24 protein-coding genes are annotated in these 21615 nt (G+C 72.5%); 17 read left to right on the top strand and 7 right to left on the bottom strand.

The genetic code is table 11. From position 1 onward, the window contains the following. Positions 1-2: 2 nt before the first annotated feature. From HNR19_RS16030 to HNR19_RS16000, 7 genes are all read left to right on the top strand, one after another. Positions 3-1202 (top strand): alpha/beta hydrolase, encoded by a 1200-nt coding sequence (locus HNR19_RS16030; protein ID WP_179668848.1) that lies wholly within the window; start codon positions 3-5, stop codon positions 1200-1202. Positions 1203-1245: 43 nt separating this feature from the next. Then, positions 1246-1716: an SRPBCC family protein gene (locus HNR19_RS16025; RefSeq protein WP_179668847.1), complete on the top strand. Its 471-nt coding sequence runs from the start codon at positions 1246-1248 to the stop codon at positions 1714-1716. A gap of 122 nt (positions 1717-1838) precedes the next feature. Continuing rightward, positions 1839-2447: an ATP-dependent Clp protease proteolytic subunit gene (locus HNR19_RS16020; RefSeq protein WP_179670316.1), complete on the top strand. Its 609-nt coding sequence runs from the start codon at positions 1839-1841 to the stop codon at positions 2445-2447. A gap of 14 nt (positions 2448-2461) precedes the next feature. After that, positions 2462-3070: an ATP-dependent Clp protease proteolytic subunit gene (locus HNR19_RS16015; protein WP_179668846.1), complete on the top strand. Its 609-nt coding sequence runs from the start codon at positions 2462-2464 to the stop codon at positions 3068-3070. A gap of 108 nt (positions 3071-3178) precedes the next feature. Then, positions 3179-4468, top strand: coding sequence for an ATP-dependent Clp protease ATP-binding subunit ClpX (gene clpX / locus HNR19_RS16010; RefSeq protein WP_179668845.1), 1290 nt, complete (start codon positions 3179-3181; stop codon positions 4466-4468). Between the two features lie 37 nt (positions 4469-4505). Beyond that, complete coding sequence (locus tag HNR19_RS16005) at positions 4506-5579, top strand: YhjD/YihY/BrkB family envelope integrity protein (protein ID WP_179668844.1); 1074 nt, start codon at positions 4506-4508, stop codon at positions 5577-5579. 36 nt (positions 5580-5615) lie between these two features. After that, on the top strand, positions 5616-6617 hold the full coding sequence (locus HNR19_RS16000; RefSeq protein ID WP_179668843.1) for a GTP pyrophosphokinase: 1002 nt from the start codon (positions 5616-5618) through the stop codon (positions 6615-6617). Between the two features lie 3 nt (positions 6618-6620). On the opposite strand, the gene HNR19_RS15995 is transcribed toward HNR19_RS16000, so the two are convergent. Continuing rightward, positions 6621-7061, bottom strand: a complete 441-nt coding sequence (locus HNR19_RS15995) for an acyl-CoA thioesterase (protein WP_179668842.1) — start codon at positions 7059-7061, stop codon at positions 6621-6623. Between the two features lie 93 nt (positions 7062-7154). Between HNR19_RS15995 and HNR19_RS15990 the strand changes: the two genes are divergently transcribed. The 3 genes from HNR19_RS15990 to HNR19_RS15980 all read left to right on the top strand — a co-directional run bounded on the left by HNR19_RS15990 (position 7155) and on the right by HNR19_RS15980 (position 8729). Continuing rightward, the gene (locus tag HNR19_RS15990) at positions 7155-7748 is read left to right on the top strand and encodes a TetR/AcrR family transcriptional regulator (protein ID WP_179668841.1); all 594 of its coding nucleotides are present in this window, start codon (positions 7155-7157) and stop codon (positions 7746-7748) included. 16 nt (positions 7749-7764) lie between these two features. Next, positions 7765-8427, top strand: coding sequence for a GAF and ANTAR domain-containing protein (locus HNR19_RS15985; protein WP_179668840.1), 663 nt, complete (start codon positions 7765-7767; stop codon positions 8425-8427). A gap of 134 nt (positions 8428-8561) precedes the next feature. Then, positions 8562-8729: a hypothetical protein gene (locus HNR19_RS15980; RefSeq protein ID WP_179668839.1), complete on the top strand. Its 168-nt coding sequence runs from the start codon at positions 8562-8564 to the stop codon at positions 8727-8729. Between the two features lie 28 nt (positions 8730-8757). Here HNR19_RS15980 and HNR19_RS15975 read toward each other — a convergent pair whose 3' ends face one another. Both HNR19_RS15975 and HNR19_RS15970 read right to left on the bottom strand, forming a co-directional pair. Continuing rightward, entirely contained in the window at positions 8758-9375 is a 618-nt protein-coding gene (locus tag HNR19_RS15975; protein WP_179668838.1) for a maleylpyruvate isomerase family mycothiol-dependent enzyme, read from the bottom strand. Then, positions 9372-9998, bottom strand: a complete 627-nt coding sequence (locus HNR19_RS15970; protein WP_179668837.1) for a maleylpyruvate isomerase N-terminal domain-containing protein — start codon at positions 9996-9998, stop codon at positions 9372-9374. The genes HNR19_RS15975 and HNR19_RS15970 overlap by 4 nt, the downstream gene beginning before the upstream one ends. A 209-nt stretch (positions 9999-10207) precedes the next feature. Here HNR19_RS15970 and HNR19_RS15965 point away from each other — a divergent pair, with 209 nt between their 5' ends. Both HNR19_RS15965 and HNR19_RS15960 read left to right on the top strand, forming a co-directional pair. After that, positions 10208-11113 (top strand): SCO6745 family protein, encoded by a 906-nt coding sequence (locus tag HNR19_RS15965; RefSeq protein ID WP_179668836.1) that lies wholly within the window; start codon positions 10208-10210, stop codon positions 11111-11113. Next, positions 11110-13161, top strand: a complete 2052-nt coding sequence (locus HNR19_RS15960) for an AfsR/SARP family transcriptional regulator (protein WP_179668835.1) — start codon at positions 11110-11112, stop codon at positions 13159-13161. Before HNR19_RS15965 ends, HNR19_RS15960 begins: the two co-directional genes overlap by 4 nt. Positions 13162-13164: 3 nt before the next feature. Here the strand turns inward: HNR19_RS15960 and HNR19_RS15955 are convergent, their stop codons facing one another. The 3 genes from HNR19_RS15955 to HNR19_RS15945 all read right to left on the bottom strand — a co-directional run bounded on the left by HNR19_RS15955 (position 13165) and on the right by HNR19_RS15945 (position 14650). After that, complete coding sequence (locus HNR19_RS15955) at positions 13165-13611, bottom strand: GNAT family N-acetyltransferase (protein ID WP_179668834.1); 447 nt, start codon at positions 13609-13611, stop codon at positions 13165-13167. A gap of 66 nt (positions 13612-13677) precedes the next feature. Further along, on the bottom strand, positions 13678-14364 hold the full coding sequence (locus HNR19_RS15950) for a DinB family protein (RefSeq protein ID WP_179668833.1): 687 nt from the start codon (positions 14362-14364) through the stop codon (positions 13678-13680). A gap of 40 nt (positions 14365-14404) precedes the next feature. After that, a complete protein-coding gene (locus HNR19_RS15945) occupies positions 14405-14650 on the bottom strand; it encodes a DUF378 domain-containing protein (protein WP_179668832.1) in 246 nt (81 codons plus the stop codon). Between the two features lie 115 nt (positions 14651-14765). On the opposite strand from HNR19_RS15945, the gene HNR19_RS15940 reads away from it, so the two are divergent. From HNR19_RS15940 to HNR19_RS15930, 3 genes are all read left to right on the top strand, one after another. After that, entirely contained in the window at positions 14766-15635 is an 870-nt protein-coding gene (locus HNR19_RS15940; RefSeq protein WP_179668831.1) for a MerR family transcriptional regulator, read from the top strand. Between the two features lie 65 nt (positions 15636-15700). Then, positions 15701-16270: a nitroreductase family protein gene (locus tag HNR19_RS15935; RefSeq protein WP_179668830.1), complete on the top strand. Its 570-nt coding sequence runs from the start codon at positions 15701-15703 to the stop codon at positions 16268-16270. 106 nt (positions 16271-16376) lie between these two features. Continuing rightward, a complete protein-coding gene (locus HNR19_RS15930; protein ID WP_179668829.1) occupies positions 16377-17447 on the top strand; it encodes a PQQ-dependent sugar dehydrogenase in 1071 nt (356 codons plus the stop codon). Between the two features lie 69 nt (positions 17448-17516). Here the strand turns inward: HNR19_RS15930 and HNR19_RS15925 are convergent, their stop codons facing one another. After that, entirely contained in the window at positions 17517-18509 is a 993-nt protein-coding gene (locus HNR19_RS15925) for an AraC family transcriptional regulator (protein WP_179668828.1), read from the bottom strand. Between the two features lie 93 nt (positions 18510-18602). Here HNR19_RS15925 and HNR19_RS15920 point away from each other — a divergent pair, with 93 nt between their 5' ends. Beyond that, entirely contained in the window at positions 18603-20081 is a 1479-nt protein-coding gene (locus HNR19_RS15920; RefSeq protein WP_179668827.1) for a DUF1254 domain-containing protein, read from the top strand. Positions 20082-20099: 18 nt separating this feature from the next. Next, entirely contained in the window at positions 20100-21593 is a 1494-nt protein-coding gene (locus HNR19_RS15915) for a long-chain-fatty-acid--CoA ligase (protein WP_179668826.1), read from the top strand. Positions 21594-21615: the final 22 nt, after the last annotated feature.

The raw sequence follows: 21615 nt of genomic DNA, 5'->3' as shown, positions 1-21615 counted from the left end.
CCATGCCGGTTCCTGCCACCTCCACGCCCGGACCGTCGGTGCTCGACGCGCTCGCGCTGCTGACCTCGGTGGCCGACGACCTCGTGCTCGCGACCGTCCGCGACACCCACGACGCCGTGGCGAAGCGCTCCTACGGCACGCTCGGGCTCGGCCTCGGCCCCGCGGTCAAGCCGCCGCAGGCCGTGCACCGCGCCATCGCCACCACCGTCTTCACCGGCCTCGGGCTCGCGCTGCGGGGGAGCAGCAAGGGCCTCGACCGGCTGGCGGCCACCGGCGTCGGCCCGGCCCTCGAGGACGACCCGCGCGGCCGGCTCCTGACCGCGGCCGTCAACGGCCTGATCGGCGACGAGCTGCTCCGCGACCGGCCGCAGCTGGCGATCCCGATGGCGGTGCGCCACGAGGGCCGCGACGTCGACGTCTACGACCCGGCCGCGGTCGCGGAGGCGTTCCCGGAGGCCACCTCCCGGGTCGTCGTCTTCCTGCACGGCCTCTGCGAGGACGAGCAGGCCTGGCAGCTGCACCGCGAGCACACCGGCACGACGTACGGCGAGGCGCTCGCCGACGACGGCTGGACCCCGGTGTTCCTCCGCGCCAACACCGGCCTCCCGATCCGCCGCAACGGCGTCGCGCTCGCCGCGCTCGTGCAGCGGCTCGTCGACAGCTGGCCGACCGACGTCGACCGGATCGCCCTCGTGGGCCACTCGATGGGTGCGCTGATCATGCGCGCGTCGGCGGCGGTCATGGCCGAGGGCAACGCCCCGGCGGAGTGGACCACGAAGGTCTCCGACGTGGTCAGCCTCGGCGCGCCTCACCGCGGCTCCTGGTTCGCGGTCGGCGCCGGCCACACCAGCCGCGGTCTCGCCCGGCTGAAGGAGACCGCGGCCTTCGGCAGGATCATCGATCGCCAGTCCGAGGGCATCACCGACCTGGTCGAGGGCCTGAACGAGGACGTCCCGCCGCTCGGCCACGCGCGGTACCGCCTGGTCTCGGCGACCGTCACCCGCACCGGCCACAACCCGATCGGCGGGATCTTCGGCGACGGCCTGGTCGCCCCGCTCTCCGCGTCCGGCCGCGACCGGCAGGGCCGTGAGCTGTTCCCCGACGCGACCGTGCTCCGGGTCGGCCGCACCGACCACTTCGGCCTGCTCAACCACCCGCGGGTGCTGGACGCGCTCCGCGAGTGGCTGGCGGCCGCTGGTTGAGGTGCGAGCGAAGCGAGCCTCGAAACCTGCCATCATCAGGCCCATGACGAACACCGGCGCCGAGCGCGAGCTGCGGGCCGAGGCGGTCGTGGCCGCCCCGCCCGAGAAGGTGTGGGCCCTCCTCACCGACTTCTCCAACATGGCCGACTGGAGTCCCGAGACGGTCAAGATGCTCCCGATGCTGCGGGGCGGGCTGCGCCAGGGCCAGCAGTACCTCGGCATCAACCGGCGCAAGGCCATCGTCTGGCCGACCCGCAACGTCGTCGCCGACGTCCAGACGGGCAGGCGGCTGGTGTGGGACACCAGGTCCAGCGGCTCGCAGTGGGTCTGGGAGCTCGAGCCCGTCGAGGGCGGCACCCGGGTGGTGCACCGCCGGCCGGTCCCGAAGGGCAACACGGCCCTCAGCAAGGTCTTCGCCGCGGCCTTCCTGGGCGGCAAGGAGGGCCACGCCGACGAGCTCGAGGAGGGCATGGCGACGACCGTCGCCCGCCTGAAGGCCGCCGCCGAGCGCTGACCACCGCGGCGCGCCGCGTGCGCCGTACGGCGTCGAATCCGCTGTCGGCGAACAAGGCCCGTTTGCGCGTGGATCCGACGGGGCTGGCGGCTAGGGTCCCTCGTGTGACCTTGAATCCAGAGATGAACGGCACGCCGGGGGGCATCAGCTTCCTCGACGACAACATCTACAGCCGCCTGCTCCGCGAGCGGATCGTCTTCCTCGGCTCCGAGGTGCGCGACCAGAACGCCAACGCGATCTGCGCCCAGCTGCTCCTGCTGTCGGCCGAGGACCCCGAAGCCGACATCTTCCTCCACATCAACAGCCCCGGTGGCTCCGTCGACGCCGGCATGGCGATCTACGACACCATGAACTACATCCCCAACGACGTCGCAACGGTCGGCATGGGCCTGGCCGCGTCGATGGGCCAGTTCCTGCTGTGTGCCGGCGCGAAGGGCAAGCGCTACGCGTTGCCCCACGCGCGGATCATGATGCACCAGCCGTCGTCCGGCATGGGCGGCTCGGCCTCCGACATCAAGATCCAGGCCCAGCAGTCGCTGCACATCAAGAAGGTGCTGCTCGACCTCATCTCCGAGCACACCGGCCAGTCGGTCGAGCAGGTCACCGCCGACGCCGACCGCGACCGGTGGTTCACCGCGGCGGAGGCGCTCGACTACGGCCTGGTCGACAAGGTCATCAAGAGCGCCAAGGAAGCCTCCAGCGAGGGCCGCCCGGCCCACAAGAAGGACTGACGGGAGAAACAGGCATGAACTACTACATCCCGCAGTGGGAAGAGCGCACGTCCTACGGCTTCCGCCGGATCGACCCCTACGCCAAGCTGTTCGAGGACCGCATCATCTACCTCGGCACGCCCATCTCCGACGACGTCGCCAACGCGGTCATCGCCCAGCTGCTGTGCCTCCAGTCGATGAACCCCGACCAGGACATCAGCATCTACATCAACAGCCCGGGCGGCTCGTTCACGGCGCTGACGGCGATCTACGACACGATCCAGTTCATCAAGCCCGACGTGCAGACGGTCTGCATCGGCCAGGCCGCCTCCGCGGCCGCCGTGCTGCTGGCCGCCGGCACCCACGGCAAGCGGCTGGCGCTGCCCAACAGCCGGATCCTGATCCACCAGCCCTACACCGAGGGCACGTTCGGCCAGACCTCCGACATCGAGATCCAGGCCAACGAGATCCTCCGGATGCGCGAGATGCTCGAGAAGATGATCGCCGAGCACTCCGGCAAGTCGATGGACGAGGTGAGCCGCGACATCGAGCGCGACAAGATCCTCACCGCCGACCAGGCAGTCGAGTACGGCCTGATCGACTCCATCCTGGCCTCGCTCAAGCAGACGCCCGCCCTGGCCTGACCAATGTCGACACCGGCGACTCCCCGACGCACTCCTCGTGTCCAGCCCCCGAAGGGGCGGAGCACGGGGTACCGTCGGGGGGTTCGCCCGACGTAAGGAGATCGCACCGTGGCACGCATCGGTGACGGAGGCGACCTGCTGAAGTGCTCTTTCTGCGGGAAGAGCCAGAAGCAGGTCAAGAAGTTGATCGCTGGCCCCGGCGTCTACATCTGCGACGAGTGCATCGATCTCTGCAACGAGATCATCGAGGAGGAGCTCAACGAGGGCTCCGAGGTCGGGCTCGACGAGCTGCCGAAGCCGAAGGAGATCTTCGACTTCCTCAACTCCTACGTCATCGGCCAGGAGCAGGCGAAGAAGTCGCTCGCGGTCGCGGTCTACAACCACTACAAGCGGGTCCAGGCCGGCGTGCAGGCCGTGGGCGGCGCCTCGGGCAAGCACTCCAAGGACGAGGTCGTCGAGGTCGCCAAGTCCAACATCCTGGTGATCGGCCCCACCGGCTGCGGCAAGACCTACCTCGCCCAGACGCTCGCGCGGATGCTCAACGTCCCGTTCGCGATCGCCGACGCCACGGCGCTGACCGAGGCCGGCTACGTCGGCGAGGACGTCGAGAACATCCTGCTCAAGCTGATCCAGGCCGCCGACTACGACGTCAAGAAGGCCGAGACCGGCATCATCTACATCGACGAGATCGACAAGGTGGCCCGCAAGGCCGAGAACCCGTCGATCACCCGCGACGTCTCCGGCGAGGGCGTCCAGCAGGCGCTGCTGAAGATCATCGAGGGCACCACGGCGTCGGTCCCGCCGCAGGGCGGTCGCAAGCACCCGCACCAGGAGTTCATCCAGATCGACACGACGAACATCCTGTTCGTCGTCGGCGGTGCCTTCGCCGGCCTGGAGCACATCATCGAGCAGCGGGTCGGCAAGAAGTCGCTCGGCTTCACCGCCGAGGTCAAGACCCAGGCCGACAAGGAGGCCGAGGACCTGCTCCAGCTGGTCCGGCCCGAGGACCTCACCAAGTTCGGCCTGATCCCCGAGTTCATCGGCCGCCTCCCGCTGATCGCGAGCGTCTCCAAGCTCGACCGCGAGGCGCTGGTGCAGATCCTCACCGAGCCGCGCAACGCGCTGGTCAAGCAGTACAAGAAGCTCTTCGAGCTCGACGGCGTCGAGCTCGAGTTCACCGACGACGCCATCGAGGCCATCGCCGACAAGGCGATGGAGCGCGGCACCGGTGCCCGCGGCCTGCGCGCCATCATCGAGGAGGTCCTCCTCCACGTGATGTACGACGTGCCCTCGCGCGGCGACGTCGAGAAGGTCATCGTGACCCGCGAGGTCGTCGACGACGACGTGGCCCCCGAGCTGGTGCTGCGCGAGTCGAAGCCCAAGAAGAAGTCCGCCTGACCCGTCTCAGATCCCACGCTTCGGGCACCGCCCGGGCGTGAGCGACGAACAGCACCAGGCCCAGCAGCAGCTCGAGCCCGACTCGCCGACGGAGCTGAAGAAGGCTTCCTGGTGGTACGTCGCGCGCAAGACCGCGCGTGAGTTCAGCGACGACCAGTGCACCGACCTGGCGGCGGCGCTGACCTACTACGCCGTGCTGGCGCTCTTCCCCGCCTCCATCGCGATCCTCTCGCTCGTGGGGCTGTTCGGCGAGGGTCAGCGGACGGTCGACACCATGATGGGGATCCTCGACGACGTGGGCGCGTCGGGCGTGGCCGACACGATCGAGCCGATCCTCACCGAGCTCAGCCAGGCGCAGAACTCCGGGATCGCTCTGGTCATCGGGCTCGCGGTCGCTTTGTGGTCCGCCTCGGGCTACGTCGGCGCGTTCGCGCGGGGCATGAACCGGATCTACGAGATCGACGAGGGCCGCCCGATCTGGAAGCTGCGGCCCGCGATGATGCTGATCACCTTCGTGACCGTCGTGCTCACCGCGCTGGTCGCGCTCGGCCTGGTCGTCACCGGTCCGGCCGCCACGGCGATCGGTGAGGCGATCGGATTGGAGTCGACGGCGGTCACCGTGTGGGAGATCGCGAAGTGGCCCGTCATGCTGGTGGTGGTCGTCCTCATCGTGGCGCTGCTCTACTACTCGACCCCCAACGTCAAGCAGCCGAAGTTCCGCTGGATCAGCGTCGGCGCCTGCCTGGCGATCCTCGTGTGGCTGGTCGCCTCGGCGTTGTTCGGTCTCTACGTGGCCAACTTCTCCAACTACAACGCGACCTACGGCTCGCTCGCCGGCGTGATCGTGTTCCTGCTCTGGCTCTGGATCACCAACCTCGCGCTGCTGTTCGGGGCCGAGCTCGACGCCGAGCTCGAGCGGGCCCGCGAGCTCCAGGCCGGGATCCCGGCCGAGGAGGAGATCCAGCTGCCGCCCCGCGACACCCGCGCCAGCGACAAGGCAGCGGCGAAGGAGCAGGAGGACATCCTGCGTGGCCGCCGGCTGCGGGTCTCCCGGGGCGAGGACCAGGACGTCGACCAGCTCAAGGTCCGGGGAGACCGCCGCGTCGGCTGACACCGCCGGGGCCGCCGATAGGGCAGGCTTCGGGGTGTGTCCTCTGACGAACGCGCCGTGGCGGCCGCGGTCCGGGAGTATGCGCGGCGCCAGCCCGAGCTCCAGGCGGCGACCGAGCAGTACCTCCAGCTGATCACCTCGCTGCTCGACGACGCGGGCATCAACTACCTGACCGTCGCGAGCCGGGCGAAGTCGGTCGCGTCGTTCGCGGCCAAGGCGGCGCGCACCGCCGACGGCCGGCCGATGTACGCCGACCCGCTCACCGAGATCACCGACCAGATCGGGCTCCGCGTCATCACCTACGTCCACAGCGACGTGCAGGCGGTCGTCGACCTGCTCGGTGACCAGGTGGTCGTGCACGACGACCGTGACATGGGCAGGGAGACCGCCCGCGAGGGCCGCTTCGGCTACGCCAGCCGGCACCTGCTGATCAGCCTCGACGCGGCACGCGAGTCGCAGCCGGCGTACGACCTGCTGGCGGGACGCCGCGCCCAGGTGCAGATCCGCACCGTGCTCCAGCACGCGTGGGCGGAGTTCGAGCACGACATCCGCTACAAGGGCGAGATCCCCGACGAGCACGTGCCCGACTTCGACCGCCGGTTCACGCTCGCCGCGGGGCTGCTCGAGCTCGCGGACCGTGAGTTCTCGACGATCCGCGACAAGCTGCGCGGGGGAGTGGCGGAGACGACCGAGGAACCCGACGACGACCCGCGGATCAGCCCGCGGGAGCTCGCAGCCTTCCTCGCCGGGCAGTACGCCGACGCCGGCTGGTCGCGCACCGACCACTACCAGTGGATCGCCGGCCTGGTGCTCGAGGTCGGCATCACCTCGCTCGCCGAGCTCGGCGAGGTGCTGCGCTCGGTCGACGCCGCGACGCTGGCCGAGCGGATGGACTACCGCTACCCGCCCGGCGCCGTACGGCGGCTCGACGACGCCTTGCTGTGGACCTACGGCGACGAGTACGTCGGCCTGCGCAGCAACGCGCACCGGGCGGGTGCGCTGCGGACCCGGCTGGCCAAGATGCGCGACGCCGGGTAGGGCTCAGGCCGCAGGCTTCTCGATGCCAGGGGCGAGCAGCGGACCCGCCTTGTCCCAGATGTCGGCGGGGATCGGGGTGGGGCGCAGGGTCTGGCCGTCGAGGAACACGACGACCCGCGAGCCGCTGGAGTGCAGCACGGTGTGATCGGCGGAGAGCACCTCGAAGCGGTAGGTGACGCTGCTGCGGCCCGCCCGGTCGACCCAGAAGTGGACGTCGACCTCGGTCATCCCGAGCACGGGCGCGTGGTACTCGAGCGTGAGCTCCTTGATCACCAGCACCTCCTTGGCGGGATCCATGGTCCAGCCGGCGTCGGTCCAGTAGTCGATGACGGCGTTGTCGAAGAGCAGGGCGTAGCGGGCGTGGTGGAGCATCCCGAAGCCGTCGAGGTCGTCGAGGTAGATGCGCTTGCGGATGACGACGCCGGCGGAGGTGTCGATGGTCATGGCGGCTCCCGGAGTATGCGTGCGAACGGTCGTATTGCATTCGACTGTACGTCGATCCGACATTTACGTCCAGTCGGACGTAGAGTGGGCGCCATGAGCGAGACCGCGACCACCGACGGCCGCCGCGCCCGCGGCGACGCCACCCGGCGCAAGGTGGCCCGCGAGGCCGCGATGATCGCGACCATCAGCGGCCTCGACTCGATCACGGTCGGCACGCTCGCCGATCGCACCGGCGTGAGCAAGAGCGGCATCCTCACCGTCTTCGGCAGCCGCGAGGCGATCCAGGTGGCGGCGGTTGCCGAGGCCCGCCGGATCTACCAGGAGCACGTGATCGGTCCCGCGTGGGGGAGCGAGCCCGGCCGCGCCCGGCTGCGCGCGCTGCTCGAGTCCTGGCGGGCCTACCTGCTCTCCGAGATCTTCCCGGGCGGCTGCTTCCTCGCGACGACCACCGTCGAGTACGGCCACCGCGACGGCGAGGTCGCGGACGCCGTACGGCGGCTGCAGCGGGAGTGGCTCGACCTGCTCGAGGCCGAGCTGCGCACGGCCGGCTCGGCCAGCCCGGTCGACGACGCGTTCTCCATTGACGCCCTGCTCAACGCGGGCAACACCCACTTCCAGCTGTACGGCGACCGCGCGGACCTGGAGCGCGGCTGTACCTTGGCGTTGGCCGTCGTGGACCGTCTCTGAGTAGTACGTTTCCTCCATGGCCCAAGACCCGAGCGCCGGGCCTCTCCCCGAGGACCTCGACGCCGCCCTTTCCGGCATCACCGCCGCAGCCGTCGAGGTGATGCCCGCGGTGAGCTACGCGAGCATCACGGTCAAGCACGAGGACGGGCGCCTCGAGACCGTGGCGCCGACGGCGCAGCTGATCCTCGAGCTCGACAGGGCGCAGTACGAGCTGCAGGAAGGCCCCTGCTACGAGGCCGCCACGAGCTCGGTCCACGTCACCTCGCCCAAGCTCGCCGCCGACGAGCGCTTCCCGGCCTATGCCGAGGTGGCCGTCGCCGCGGGAATCCGGGCACAGGCCGGGATCCGGCTCTTCGAGACCGGCGAGGCGACGGGCGCGCTCAACCTCTACTCCGAGGAGGTCGGAGCGTTCGAGGACCTCGGTGTCCTGGGCGACCTCTTCGCGCACCAGTCCGCGATGGCGCTCGACTACGCGCGTGAGGTGGAGAACCTCCAGGCGGCGGTCGAGGCGCGCAGCGTGATCGGTCGGGCGGTGGGCATCCTGATGGAGCGCTTCGGCTTGAGCGACGCCCGCGCGTTCGGCTTCCTGGTGCGCCAGTCACAGCAGCAGAACGTCAAGGTCCGTGCGCTCGCCGAGGACTTCCTCGCCCGGTCGGAGAAGGTCTACGACGGCGAGTGAGGTGACCCTCTGTGGTCTAGACGGGTCCCCGTCCCTATAGTTGTCTCGAACAGCTCAAGGCGGTGGCTGTGCCCTCGGGGAGACCCGTGGACCGGCGGGGGACTCCGTTGCACGACAGTCATGTAGTTGTTCAGGTGGGCGACACGATCGTGTCCGGGCTGGTGCTCAAGTGGCACAGCGACCGGACCCAGGCGCTCGTGACCTACGAGCTCGATGGTCGCGTCGCGACCGAGTGGATCGCCGCCGCGCGGCTGCGCCCCGACCCGGCGGCCGATACCGACGAGCAGCCGACCGTCCGCTGAGCGGTCATCTCCCGCGGGCCGGCCCTGCTCAGGAGAAGAGCGGGCGGTGAGCGCCGCCCGGCCTCCCCAGGAGGTGGCGGAAGAGGGCGACGCCGTCACCCGTGCCCGCCGCTGCGGCAGCCGCCGTACGCACCGCCGACTCGACGACCTCGGGCGGAGGTGTGACCTCCAGGCCGATCGCGTCTGCGAGGTCGAGGGTGTGGGCCAGCAGCTCGAACGTGCGGGTAGGGAGGTAGTCGGCCAGCCGCATGCCGCCGACCACGGTCGCGACCACCCGGTCGTCCGCGGTCGCGGCCAGAGCGCTTCGGGTGCGCTCCACCGCCTGGCGCACGGCGGTCATCGGCTCGGCGCCGAGATCACGTCCGGCCTGGTGGCCGCGCTCCGCGACGGCGCGGTCTTCCGCGCCGGCGATGCTGCGGGCCGCGACGAAGTAGGCGCCGGCGCTCTCGCAGACGATCTCAGCCGGCGCCGGCTGGCCGAGGTACGTCGCCACGGTGGTCACCGCGCGGAGCGTGTGACCCACGAGCGCCCGGACGTCCCACTCGCCCAGGCCCGGCCGCGGCCACTGCTCGTCGCCGATCCGCCCGCACAGCTCGGCGAACATCTCCGCCGCGCGCAGGAACGTCTCGCGCTCGTTGGTGATCATGACAGCAGCGGCTTGGTCAGGTCGTCGGTCGACGCGCGCCCGGTGGCGACCCGGACCAGGTCGAGACCGGACCAGCGCGGCGACCTGCCTGCGGATTGCTCGTAGGCGTCGGAGAGGGCGTCGGCAACCCTGCCTACTGCGTCGGACACGAGCGGCGACGGGCGCTCGCTGCCCACGACCCGGTGCAGGTCGTCGCCGTGGGTGACGAGCTCGAGCAGCCGGGTCAGCAGGAAGTCGTCGCCGCGCAGCGGACCGCGGCGCCCGAGCACCACCGCCGGGAACCCGTCGTCGAGGGAGCGCCACGCCTCGGCCGCGAGCTCGTCGATGCCCGCGAGCTCGCGGCCGCGGAGCGATCGCGCGAGGCCCGTCGTGTCGTCGGCGATCTGGTGCTGCGCCGGGTGATAGCCGGCGACGTAGCTCGCGAGGCTGATCGGATCCCGGTCCGGCGCCGGGATCACCTCGGCGACCATGTGGAGCCCGTAGCCGAGGTGGACGACGAGGTCGCGCACGGTCCACGCGCCGAGCCCGGACGGCTGGTCGGCGAGGTCGAGGACACGCTCGTCGGCGAGCCAGGAGCGCAGGGCGCGCCACTGCTCGCGCAGGACGGGCTCCGTGTGGGTCATCGCGTGCCTCCTGCCGGGTCGGGTGCCCGGAGCGTAGAGCCCTGCGCTGACAGCGCGCTGACGAACCGACGATCGTCGCGGGCCCCGCCGTCAGCCGCCTGTCAGGACGTGGCGCGACGCTCGTCGTACGCCCCCGGCCCTGACAGCCGGTGGATAGTCTTTCGACCGGGCTCGCTGCGGCGGACCCCACGCAGTGAGGCAGGTCCGACATGGCAGGTCCCGGCGGTACCCCGGCCGACGCGTCGCGCCGGAGCTCGGAGCGCGCCCTGTGGCGACTGATCGAGGCCTACCACGCGCTCGTGTACTACGCGCCGGAGCGGCCGGCCGTCTACACCGCGCTCGGCCTCAAGGGCGGGTGGATGGGCTACTTCGCCACACGTTCGGCGGCACTCGGCACCGTGCCCCCGGCCGTGGTGACCGCCTGCTTCTACGGATTCGCGCCGCGCATGGTCGAGCGCGCCCTGCCCGACGCGTGGAGCCACACGACCCCCGCCGCTGCGGCAGGTGCCCGGCTGACCGTGTTCGACCGGGCGGTGAGGCGCCACCTCGGCGATCGCGTCCGCGAACCGGTAGTGGCGGACCTCGCCGGCCGGTTGGCCGGCGCGGTCGACCTCCTGCCCTCCGCCGGATCACCGCTGTTCGGTGCCCACCGCAGCCTTGCGCGCCCCGAGGAGCCCCACCTCGCGCTGTTCTGGGCGACGACGGCCCTGCGCGAGTACCGCGGCGACGCCCACGTCGCGGCCCTCCGCGCGGCCCGGCTCGGTCCGGCCGAGAGCAACCTGCTGATGGTGGCCCTGGGGCTCGTTCCTGAGGACCAGCGCACCTATCGCGGCTGGACCGAGGAGGAGTGGCAGGCCGCAGCCGTCGCGCTCGCCGCTCGCGGCTGGGTCACCGACGACGGGCGGGTGACAGCGACGGGCGCGCGGGAACGGGCCGCGGTCGAGGACCAGACCGACGCCCTCACCGCGGAAGCATGGAGCCACCTCGACGACGACGCACTCGCCGCGCTCGCCGCCGACCTCGCCGGGGTGACCGAGCCGATCGTCACGGGCGGCGGCGTGCCCTACCCCAACGGCATGGGTATGGCGCCGGCCGCCGAGGTGGCGGTGGGATGACCGACGCGCCTCTGGTCCGCCTCCTCGGTGCCGTCGCCGTGCGGCAGCCCGACGGCACAGCGGCATCGCCCGCACGACTGGACCGCACGGTGCTCGCGCACCTGGCGCTCGCCGCGGGTCGCGCGGTGCCGGCGGCGGACCTGATCGACGCCGTGTGGGGCGCGCATCCACCGGACGGGGCGCGCAACGCCCTCCAGGTGAAGGTGTCGCGGCTCAGGCGGCACCTCGGTCCGCACGGTGACGCGCTCCGCCACCACCAGGGCAGCTATCGGCTGGACCTCCCCGCCGCCGAGGTCGACCTCCTCCTCGCGGACGAGCTCGCCCGGCTCGCCCGTGCGTCCTTCGCCGCGGACCGCGTCGGCGAGGCGGCCGTCCTCGCCGAGCGCGGGCTCGCCTTGTGGCAGGGCCCGCCGTTCGCCGACCTCGACGACCACCCGCGGCTGGTGGCCGCGCGCGATCGGGCCGACGAGGACCATGCGGTCCTGCAGGAGGTCGTGGCAGCGGCGGCGATCGACGACGGGGCCACGGTCGGCCGTGCGGTGGAGGTGCTGCGCGAGCTGCTGGCAGGCGACCCGCTCCGTTCCAGCGCCCGGCTGCTGCTGATGCGGGCGCTCGACCGGGCCGGGCGCCGCGCCGAGGCACTGGCGGTCTACGACGTCGGTCGTCGGGTGCTCGCCGAGGAGACCGGACTGGCGCCGCCGGAGCCGCTGCAGCGGGAGTTCGAGCGGCTGCTCGCCGCCGAGCGCCGCGCGGCGCGACGCGAGCCGGGCGCGGTTGCCACACGCACGGTCCCGGCCGGCGCGATGGCCACCGCGCGATGGCTCGCGCGCGAGGGCGCCGCGGACGCCGCGATCGAGCTCGCGCTGCGCGGCTCCTGGTGGTGGTGGCTCGGCGGGCGCCGGTCGGAGGGACGGGACCTGCTGGAGGAGCTCGTCGGGCTGGCCGCTGCCGACGGGGGCGAGCACGCCTCCGTGCGGGGCGCGACTGCCTGGGTCGCTGTGTTCGACTCGGTGAGTGCCGCGGCCGAGGAGGCGATCGCGGCCGGCGAAGCGACCCTGAAGGTCGCGGCCGGGCAGGCCTGGAGTCGGCACGAGTCGCTGGCCGCCGTACTGCTGGCCGAACGACTGTTTCAACGGGGCGAGCCGCGGCGGGGCGCCGTGCTGCTGGAGCTCGGCAGGGCCGGTTTCGACCGCTCGGGTGACGCGTGGGGTCGGGCGCTGGTCCGAATCGCCGAGGCGAAGGCCGATCTCCAACGGGGCGCCGTCCTGCGGGCGGCGGCCCGCGGACGGGAGGCCCTCGCGGCGTTCGAGGACCTCGACGACGCGGCGGGCCGGATGATGGCCACCGACCTGCTCGGGTACTGCGCCGAGGTCGTCGGCGACCTGTCCGCCGCGGCCCGCACCCACCAGCGCGCGCTCGCGCTCGCGCGCGACGTCGACGCACCCGAGTGGCAGGCGACCCAGCTGACCCGCCTCGGCTCGGTCCAGGCGCTGATCGGGTCCGAGCGGAGCCTGACGACCCTGCAGGCCGGGGTCGAGCTGGCCCGGTCGGTGGGGTCGTCCGCAGGCGTCGCGCTCGCGGAGAACGGGCTGGGCCTCGCGCGCGGCTTGTCCGGGCAGCACGAGCGAGCAGCGGAGATCCACGCCGACGCCCTCGCGTGGTACGAGCGGCAGGCGTCGCCAGCGGGGATCAGCTACACGGCCGGCCGGCTCGCGCTCGAGCTCGCGGCGATCGGGTCGGAGGAGGCCGCCACGTTCGCACGACGCTCGGTCGACCTCGCCCGTCGCACGGGCGACCCGCGCGCGGTCGCGCACGGGCTCGAGGCCGTCGCGCTGACGCCCGGTGATGCGCCCGCACGCGCCCGGGCGCTGGGCGGCGCCCGCGCGCTCCGGCGTCGTACTGGCTCGCCGCTGCCCGAGCCGGTGGCCGCCGCCCTGCGTGCGGCAGCCGCCGAGCTCAGCGGGGAGCTGGGTGACGACCTCGCCGTGCGGATGCGCGAGGGAGTCCGCGAGGCGCAGGGGCTGCTCCCGGGAGTCGCGACAGCCTGAGGGTCAAGCGATCTCGACCCGCAGCGAGCATCCTCGTCGCGAACGGTGCAATCGGCGCGCGAGGCGGCGGGCCCGGGCGTTCGCGGCCTCGACGAGCGCGACCGGCAGGGCGCCCGCGCTCTCGGCCTCGGACACGAGGCGGTGCAGCAGGAGCGTCCCGACGCCGACTCCCTGCCACTCGTCGCACACGAGCAGCCCGAGGTCCCACGTCGTCCCGCTGCGATCGGGCAGGCCGACCGCGAGCGCGACCATCACGTCGCCGTAGCCGAACGCCGCGGTGGCGCAGCCCTCCCACACGGCTTCTCGCACCTGGGCGGCCAGCCGGGCCACCGGGTCGGCGACGACACCGAAGAACCGGTCGCGCAGGCACTCCTCGGAGCACGACGCCACCAGCGCGGCGACCGCCTGCTCGTCCCCCGGGCGGAGGTTGCGCACGACCATGGCGTCCATGTCCCGATCGTGCGCGGCACCGCTGACCGGCCGCTGACGCAGAAGCAGCGCAGGAGCGCCGGAGGGTCAGGTGATCGTCGCGAGGTCGCGCACGGCGTACCTCAGGTGCTCCCACTCCTCGTTGAGGATGACGTGGAGGCAGGCGAGCACCGGCTCCTGGTGCTCCGACGCCCACGGGTTGGGCCGGGTCTCGGCGAGGGTGTCGGCGTCGACGGTCGCGAGGTAGTCGCGCACGATCGCTTGGTGCTCGGCGCGCACCTGGAGCACCTGCTCGTAGGAGTCGGGCTCGCGGAAGATCGTCATGTCGCCGCCCTCGGTGGCGTACTCGGCGAACGGGATGCCGATCCAGTGGAACGGCTGCTCCTGCTGGAGGATCGCGCCGTGCAGCCAGGCGTTGGTGGCCAGCACCAGGTGGCGCAGCGTCTGCTCGAAGGTCCATTCGCCCTCGACCGAGATCTGCTCCTTGCCGACCGCGGTCGGCACCACGTCGGCCCAGGCCTCCTCGACCGCGGCCCAGGCCTCGCGCAGGCCCTCAGGGGTCTGCGCGTGCTTGAGCTCGCGGCCGGGGAGCTGGGCGTTGAGCTGCTGCTCGACGTACGGCGTGACGTCGACGCCGTTGACCCAGATCGGGCCGTCGGTCAGGTCGTGGGTGTCGACCTGGAGGCCGACCACCCAGGAGCCGCGCACGACGGCGTCGCTGAGGTCGCAGCGCACGAAGCGGGCACCCGAGAGGTCCTGGTCGGTGAAGTCCATGCGGCGATGGTGGCACCGACCGGGGACACCCTCTCGCCGGTCACGCGTGGGCGTGGGTGGGGGACGACGTGCTGCTGCTCGAGAGGAGGGAGGCCGACCGGGCCGCGAGCCACAGCGCGGAGAGCCCGACCAGCCCGTAGACCACACGGGAGGCGGCGTTGGTCTCGCCGAACTCCATGCCGCCGAAGATGGTGGCGACCAGGTCGAACTCGGCGACCGCGACCAGGCCCCAGTTCAGTGCGCCCACGACCGCGAGGGTGCCGGCGAGGATGTCGATCTTCTTCATGGGAGTGCTCCTTGTGTCGAGGTTTTGTCGAGGTTCTGGCCCTGAGTCAACGCGAGGGGATGCGCGTTGTCAAGTGTTTGTACAAAGAACGTCCAAGGTATGTAGAGTGCGGCTCGTGGACGGGCTGATGCGGATCGGGGAGCTGTCGCGCCGGACGGGCGTGTCCCCGGAGCTGCTGCGCGCCTGGGAGCAGCGCTACGGGCTGCTCCAGCCGACGCGCTCGCCCGGCGGCTTCCGGCTCTACTCGGCCGACGACGAGGCGCGGGTACGGCGTACCAACGCCCACCTCGAGGACGGCCTCTCGGCCGCCGAGGCCGCGCGGCTGGCGATGGCCGAGGCGTCGGAGGAGCCCGTCGTCCCCGCCGGCGACGGGCAGCAGTCCGTCGTCGCCTACCTCGCGGTCCAGCTCCGCGACGCGCTCGACAGGTACGACGCCGCCGGCGGCCATGCGGCGCTCGACCGGCTCTTCGGCACCGTGTCCGTGGAGTTCGCGCTCACCGAGGTGCTGATCCCCTACCTGCACGAGCTGGGGGAGAGGTGGGCGTCCGGCGAGATCACCGTGGCGCAGGAGCACTTCGCCGCGAACCTGGTCCGCGGCCGGCTGCTGGGGCTGACCCGCGACTGGGGCTCCGGCGGCTCGTCGTCGGCGCTGCTCGCGTGCCTGCCCGGCGAGAACCACGACCTCGGCCTGATCCTGCTGGGCGTGCTGATCGCGCGGCGGGGCTGGCGGGTGACGTTCCTCGGCGCGAACACGCCGTTCGACGGTCTCGAGGCGAGCATCCTCGACCTGCGACCCTCGCTCGTCGTGCTCGCGACCATCGACGCCGGGCTGTTCCACGAGCACGCAGCTTCGGTGTCGTCGCTGGCTGCGATGAGCCCGCTGGCGGTCACCGCGCCCGTCGACGACGGCGTCATCAGCGCCACCGGGGCGCGGCCGCTGGTCCACGACATCGCCGCCGCGGCGAGCTCGCTGAGCAGTCGCTGACCGGACGGCGACGCTCGCGCGCTGCGTGCGGGAATCCGAGAGGCTCCCGCCGCGCTGTGCCTGCCATGACCGACGACCGGAGCGCTCTCGACGGGCTGCACCCGCTGCTCCGGGCGCGCTACAGCCCGGTCGCTTTCGATCCGGCCCACCGGCTCGCCGAGGCGGACGTCGCCCTGCTGCTGGAGGCCGCCCGGTGGGCGCCGTCGGCCGGCAACTCCCAGCCCTGGGCGTTCGTCGCGGCGCGGCGCGAGGACCCGACCCACGCCCGGTTGTCGGAGCACCTGGCACCCAGCTCGCGCGGCTGGGCGACGTCCGCGTCGGCCCTGGTCGTCAACATCGTCCACCGGCACGTCGACGACTCCGACCTGCTCTACTCGGCGTTCGCCGACTACGACCTCGGCCAGGCGGTCGCCCACATGACGCTCCAGGCGCAGGCGATGGGCCTGGCGTGCCGGCAGTTCCGTGCGTTCGACCTGGGCTCCCTGAGCGACGAGTTGTGCCTCGCGCCCGGGTGGGAGGTCATGTCGATGACGGCGATCGGGCGGTCGACGGCCTCCGAGCCGCCGGGGCGGGTACGGCGTGACCCCGCGGACCTGCGGACCCGAGCGCTGAGGGGTTCGGCGCAGCCGAGGTGACCCGCGACCGACGCGGGTCGTACGCCGCGGCGACGCCCGGCCGAACAGTCGGCGATCCCGTCGTGATGCGGCATCGGCGGCGCGCCGGCGCTCCTACGATCCGGGCGTGCGTTGGCGCTGGATCGCTGCAGGTGTCGTCGGGGTGCTGCTGGTCGGAGCCGGCATCGGCACCTACCTGTACGGCGACGAGTACGGCTGGTGGGCGGACCCCAGCGTCAGTGACGCCCCCGAGGCCGAGCCGGCGTCGGTGGAGACCGTCGTCAGCGGGCTGCACGTGCCGTTCGACCTGGCGTTCCTGCCCGACGGGTCGGCGCTGGTGACCGAGCGGGTGACCGGCGAGCTGCGGCGGGCGCATCCCGACGGCACGCTGACCGACGTGCGCACGATCGACGAGATCGCCGTACAGGGTGCGGAGCAGGCGGGGCTCCAGGGCATCGCGGTGTCGCCGTCGTACGAGAGGGACGGCTGGATCTACCTCTACTTCACGACCGAGGACGACAGCCGGGTCGTGCGGACCAGGCTCGCGGACGACGCGCCGCTCGAGCCGATCGTCACCGGCATCCCGCGCGGCGACATCCACAACGGCGGGCGGATCAGGTTCGGGCCGGACGGGATGCTCTACATCACCACCGGCGAGGCCGGCTTCGTGCCGGAGCGGGCGCAGGACCCCGACGACCTCGGCGGCAAGATCCTGCGCGTCACGCCCGACGGCGACGCGGCGCCGGGCAACCCGGTCGAGGGGTCGCCGGTCTACGCGTCCGGCTGGCGCGACCCGCAGGGCCTCGCGTGGGACGACGAGGGCCGGCTCTACGCCTCGGAGTTCGGCCACAACAGCCTCGACGAGCTCAACCTGGTGATGCCGGGCGGCAACTACGGCTGGCCCGAGACCGAGGGCCCGTCCGACGACCTCGGCATGGTCAACCCGCTCGCGACCTGGAAGCCCGCCGACGCCTCGCCGAGCGGGATGACGTTCCACGACGGCCAGCTGTGGATCGCGTGCCTGCGCGGCGAGCGGCTCTACCGCATCAACACCGACGGCACCGGCGCCGAGCAGCTGCTGGCCGGGGAGTACGGGCGGCTCCGGCTGGTCACCGAGGCGCCGGACGGATCGCTGTGGGTGCTGACCAACAACCGCGAGGGGCCCGAGCACGACCTGATCCTGCGGGTGACGCCGTAGCGCCGGTGGTCGAGGAGGCCGGCGGCTCCCGGTGGTCGAGGAGGCCGTTTACGGCCGTCACGAGACCCCTCAGCCGCGGCGCCGCACCTCGCTCGGGGAGGCGCCGAACCACCGTCGGCACGCGCGCGAGAGCGCGCTCTGCTCGCTGAACCCGAGCACGCCGGACAGCTGGGCGAGCGGCATCGTGGTCTCCCGGAGGTAGCGCTCGGCCTCCTCGCGGCGGACGTCGTCGACGAGCGTGGCGAACGTGGTGCCCTGGGCGGCGAGCTGGCGCTGGAGGGTCCGCGGGTGCAGCGCGAGCTGCTCGGCGACGAGGCCGAGGTCCGGCCCGCCGGCGGGCAGCATCCGCCGTATCAGCCGGACCACCGGATCGATGGTGACCGCAGGCGTCGGCAGCGCGATCGACGCGAGGTAGTCGCGCACCACCGCGTGCACCGCGTGGTCGGCGGACAGCGGCCGCGCGAGCACCGAGCGCCGGAAGCGGAAGCCGTACGACGCCGCGCCGAACCGCACCGGGCAGCCGAAGTAGTCGGCGTGGCCGGCGTCGCGCGCGGGCGCGCCGTGGCGCAGCTCGACCGAGAGCGGGCGGAAGTCGTCGCCCGCGAGCAGCTGGAAGACCCGCACCGAGACGCCGAGCCCGAGCTCGGCGGCCTGGCGGTGGGGCGGCGGTCGCGGGTCGACGAGCCGCCACTCGAATCCGGCAGTGCGGCCGGCGGACACGGTGACCGACACCGCGATGGCGGGGCCGTAGACGTTGAGGTACTGCTCGATCGCCGCGAGCGCGTCGCCCACGGTCGCCGCCGTGCGGGCCGCGACGCCCAGCGGCCCCAGGATGTCGAGGCCCTGGCGCTGCGCGAGCCGGCGCCCGAAGTCGTCGGCGCCGGTGGCCCGCGCGGCGGACTCGAGCACGGCGACGACGCCGCGGTAGCCGATGAAGCTGTCGTGGTCGCCGATCGCCGCGCGGGGGAGGTGCGCCGCGCGGAGCAGCGGGTCGGGATCGACGCCGAGCTCCTCGGTGAGCTCGACGAAGCCCTGGAGCGACGTGCCCCGGATCAGCGACATGTCGTCCAGGGTCAAGAAGTTGTCGCCTGAGGTCAAGACCGCGCGGGCCGCGATTGGCGACCGTTGCGGGACAGCCCGACGAAAGGATCCCCGATGCGCCGCACCACCCCGCGCCGACGCTGGCTCGCGGCAGCGCTGCTCGCCCTGCTGGCCGGCCTGCCTGCCGCGGCCGCCGGCACCGCGACCGCTGCCGACACCGACGCCGCCACCGACCAGCGCGACACCGCGGCGTACGACCGCGGCTACGAGCTCGGGCTGGAGGCCTACCGCTACGGGCTCCCGCTCATCACCACGCAGAAGACGTTCCGCCACCAGACGAGCATCGACGTCTCCAACGACCGCGGCTTCGGGCCGGTCAACCGCTTCAACCCGATCCGACGGTTCGTCACCCCCGAGGATCGCTCGGTCGTCGCGCCGAACCTCGACACGCTCTACTCGATCGCGTGGCTCGACCTGAGCCGCCAGCCGCAGGTGGTCCACGTGCCGCGGGTCGAGGACCGCTACTTCGTGATCCCGCTGATGAGCCCCTACACCGAGAACTTCGCCAACCTCGGATCCGTCCGGCGCACGGCGCCCGGGGACTACGCGATCGTCGGACCCGACGACCACGACGTCCGGCTGCCCGCCGGTGTGCGCAAGGTGCGGTCGCCGTACGACCGGGTCTGGATCATCGAGCGGATCTACGCCGACAACGACAGCCTCGCCGACCAGCGGCGCGTGAACCGGATCCAGGACCGCACCACCGTCACCCCGCTCAAGAGGTACGGCGACCGCGACTGGACGCCGCCGGTGCCGCAGGACCCGGACACCACGATCCACGAGGCGCCGCTGCCGACCGGCATGACGTTCTACGACCGGCTGGGCAGGCTGCTCGAGCAGTTCCCCGCGCCGGTCGCCGACCGGCCGCTGCTGCGCCAGCTCGCCGAGATCGGCGTCGGCCCCGGCAAGCGCCCGTCCGCCGACGACTCCCTCGACCCGGACCTGGTTGCGGGCATGAAGGACGCGGCCGCGGCAGGCGCGGCGACGGTGCTCGGCGACGCGCAGGCGATCTACGGCCAGGTGTTCAACCAGTTCAACGGCTACCTGGTGACGCCGACGGGGACCTACGGCACCGACTACCGCCTGCGCGCCGTCGTCACCCAGGTCGGCCTCGGCGCGCTGCGCTCGAACGAGTCGATCTACCCGCTCGCGCTGCTCGACCGGACCGGCGCGCCGCTGACCGGCGCCAAGAGGTACGTCGTGCACGTCCCCGCCGGCGGGCTGCCGCCGGTCACCGACGACGGGTTCTGGTCGCTGACGCTCTACGACAACGCGGGCTTCATCGTGCCCAACGCCATCGACCGGTTCGCGATCAACGACCGCACCGACCTGCACTACAACGAGGACGGGTCGCTCGACCTCTACCTCCAGGCGACCCGGCCCACCGACCCGCAGCAGGCGCAGAACTGGCTGCCGACGCCCGAGGGCGGGTTCCGGCTCCTGTGGCGCCTCTACGCCACCCGTACCAGTGCCATCCCCGGCGTCCTCGACGGCACCGGCTGGCGCGCCCCGGCCATCGTGCCGGCGAGCTGACCGCGCGAGGAGACAGCGATGACCAACCTCGCGAACAACCTGGTCCGGAGCGCCCTCCGCGCACCGGAGGCGCCCGCGATCCGGCTCGGCGACGTGACGCTGACGTACGGCGACCTGCTGCGCCGCGCCGCGGGCGTCGCCGGGTGGCTGCGTGCCAACGACGTCCGACCCGGCGAGCGGGTGGCGGTGATGATGCCGAACCTGCCCGCGTTCCCGGTCCACTTCTACGGCGCGCTGCTGGCGGGCGCGGTCGTCGTACCGATGAACCCGCTGCTCAAGGAGCGGGAGGTCGAGTACTACCTGCGCGACTCCGGCGCGCGGGTGCTCTTCGCGGCGGAAGGGAGCGGGCCCGACGCCCTGGCCGCGTGCGCCGCGGCCGGGGTGCGGCTCGTCGAGGTCGGGCCGCTCGGGCTCGAGACAGCGCCAGTCGCGGACGCCGCGATGGAGCCGCGCGCGGCCGACGACACCGCGGTGATCCTCTACACGAGCGGCACCACGGGCCAGCCCAAGGGCGCCGAGCTCACCCACGCCAACCTGGCGAGCAACGCGGCGACCACCGCGACCACCCTGACCCAGGTCGGCCCGGACGACGTGGCGATGGGGTGCCTGCCCCTGTTCCACGTGTTCGGGCTGACCTGCGGGCTCAACGCCGGCATCGCGGCCGGGGCCTGCCTGACCCTGCTCCCGCGGTTCGACCCCGCCGCCGCGCTGCGGACGATCGAGGAGCACGGCGTCACCGTGTTCCTCGGCGTGCCGACGATGTACGCCGCGCTGTTGGAAGCGCCGGGCGCGGCCGACGCCGACGTCTCCAGCCTGCGCACCTGCGTGTCCGGCGGAGCGGCGCTCCCGGTGGAGGTGCTGAGGTCGTTCGAGGCGGCGTTCGGCTGCGTGATCCTCGAGGGCTACGGGCTCTCGGAGACCTCGCCGGTCGCGAGCTTCAACCACCCGGACAAGGTGCGGAAGCCCGGCTCGATCGGCACCCCTGTCGCCGGCGTCGAGATGTGCCTGGTCGGCGTCGAGGACGGCGCCGTGCCGGTCGGCGAGGTCGGCGAGATCGCGATCCGCGGCGAGGGCCTGATGAAGGGCTACTGGGGCCGGCCCGACGCCACCCGGGAGGCGGTGCCCGACGGCTGGTTGCGCACCGGCGACCTCGCCCGCCTGGACGAGGACGGCTACTTCTACATCCTCGACCGCAAGAAGGACCTGATCATCCGCGGCGGCTACAACGTCTACCCGCGGGAGGTCGAGGAGGTGCTCTACGAGCACCCCGACGTCACGGAGGCTGCCGTCGTCGGCGTACCTCACCCGGAGCTGGGCGAGGACGTCGCCGCCGCGGTCGCGCTCCGCGCCGGAGCCGAGGCGACGCCTGACGACCTGATCGCCTTCGTCAAGGCGCGGATCGCGCCGTACAAGTACCCGCGCCACGTCTGGGTCGTCGACGCCCTGCCCAAGGGCGCCACCGGGAAGATCCTGCGCCGCGAGGTCGCCGTGCCGACCGGCCTCTTGTCCTGACCCACCCACCGAAGGAGCACAC

Origin of the sequence: Nocardioides thalensis, from assembly GCF_013410655.1 — a bacterium.
GTDB lineage: Bacteria > Actinomycetota > Actinomycetes > Propionibacteriales > Nocardioidaceae > Nocardioides > Nocardioides thalensis.
Note: the sequence above shows the minus strand (reverse complement) of the source record. Positions and strands in the feature narration are given on the sequence as shown.

Bases quoted from the DNA above. Each gene is read 5' to 3' on its own strand.
- HNR19_RS15950 (WP_179668833.1), bottom strand. From the start codon at position 14,364: ATGGACTTCACCGACCAGGACCTCTCGGGTGCCCGCTTCGTGCGCTGC.
- HNR19_RS16030 (WP_179668848.1), top strand. From the start codon at position 3: ATGCCGGTTCCTGCCACCTCCACGCCCGGACCGTCGGTGCTCGACGCG.
- HNR19_RS15925 (WP_179668828.1), bottom strand. From the start codon at position 18,509: ATGTCGCTGATCCGGGGCACGTCGCTCCAGGGCTTCGTCGAGCTCACC.
- HNR19_RS16025 (WP_179668847.1), top strand. From the start codon at position 1,246: ATGACGAACACCGGCGCCGAGCGCGAGCTGCGGGCCGAGGCGGTCGTG.
- HNR19_RS15965 (WP_179668836.1), top strand. From the start codon at position 10,208: ATGGCAGGTCCCGGCGGTACCCCGGCCGACGCGTCGCGCCGGAGCTCG.
- HNR19_RS15985 (WP_179668840.1), top strand. From the start codon at position 7,765: ATGGCCCAAGACCCGAGCGCCGGGCCTCTCCCCGAGGACCTCGACGCC.
- HNR19_RS15915 (WP_179668826.1), top strand. From the start codon at position 20,100: ATGACCAACCTCGCGAACAACCTGGTCCGGAGCGCCCTCCGCGCACCG.
- HNR19_RS16015 (WP_179668846.1), top strand. From the start codon at position 2,462: ATGAACTACTACATCCCGCAGTGGGAAGAGCGCACGTCCTACGGCTTC.
- HNR19_RS15975 (WP_179668838.1), bottom strand. From the start codon at position 9,375: ATGATCACCAACGAGCGCGAGACGTTCCTGCGCGCGGCGGAGATGTTC.
- HNR19_RS16020 (WP_179670316.1), top strand. From the start codon at position 1,839: ATGAACGGCACGCCGGGGGGCATCAGCTTCCTCGACGACAACATCTAC.
- HNR19_RS15955 (WP_179668834.1), bottom strand. From the start codon at position 13,611: ATGGACGCCATGGTCGTGCGCAACCTCCGCCCGGGGGACGAGCAGGCG.
- HNR19_RS15945 (WP_179668832.1), bottom strand. From the start codon at position 14,650: ATGAAGAAGATCGACATCCTCGCCGGCACCCTCGCGGTCGTGGGCGCA.
- HNR19_RS15960 (WP_179668835.1), top strand. From the start codon at position 11,110: ATGACCGACGCGCCTCTGGTCCGCCTCCTCGGTGCCGTCGCCGTGCGG.
- HNR19_RS15970 (WP_179668837.1), bottom strand. From the start codon at position 9,998: ATGACCCACACGGAGCCCGTCCTGCGCGAGCAGTGGCGCGCCCTGCGC.
- HNR19_RS15990 (WP_179668841.1), top strand. From the start codon at position 7,155: ATGAGCGAGACCGCGACCACCGACGGCCGCCGCGCCCGCGGCGACGCC.
- HNR19_RS15935 (WP_179668830.1), top strand. From the start codon at position 15,701: ATGACCGACGACCGGAGCGCTCTCGACGGGCTGCACCCGCTGCTCCGG.
- HNR19_RS15920 (WP_179668827.1), top strand. From the start codon at position 18,603: ATGCGCCGCACCACCCCGCGCCGACGCTGGCTCGCGGCAGCGCTGCTC.
- HNR19_RS15995 (WP_179668842.1), bottom strand. From the start codon at position 7,061: ATGACCATCGACACCTCCGCCGGCGTCGTCATCCGCAAGCGCATCTAC.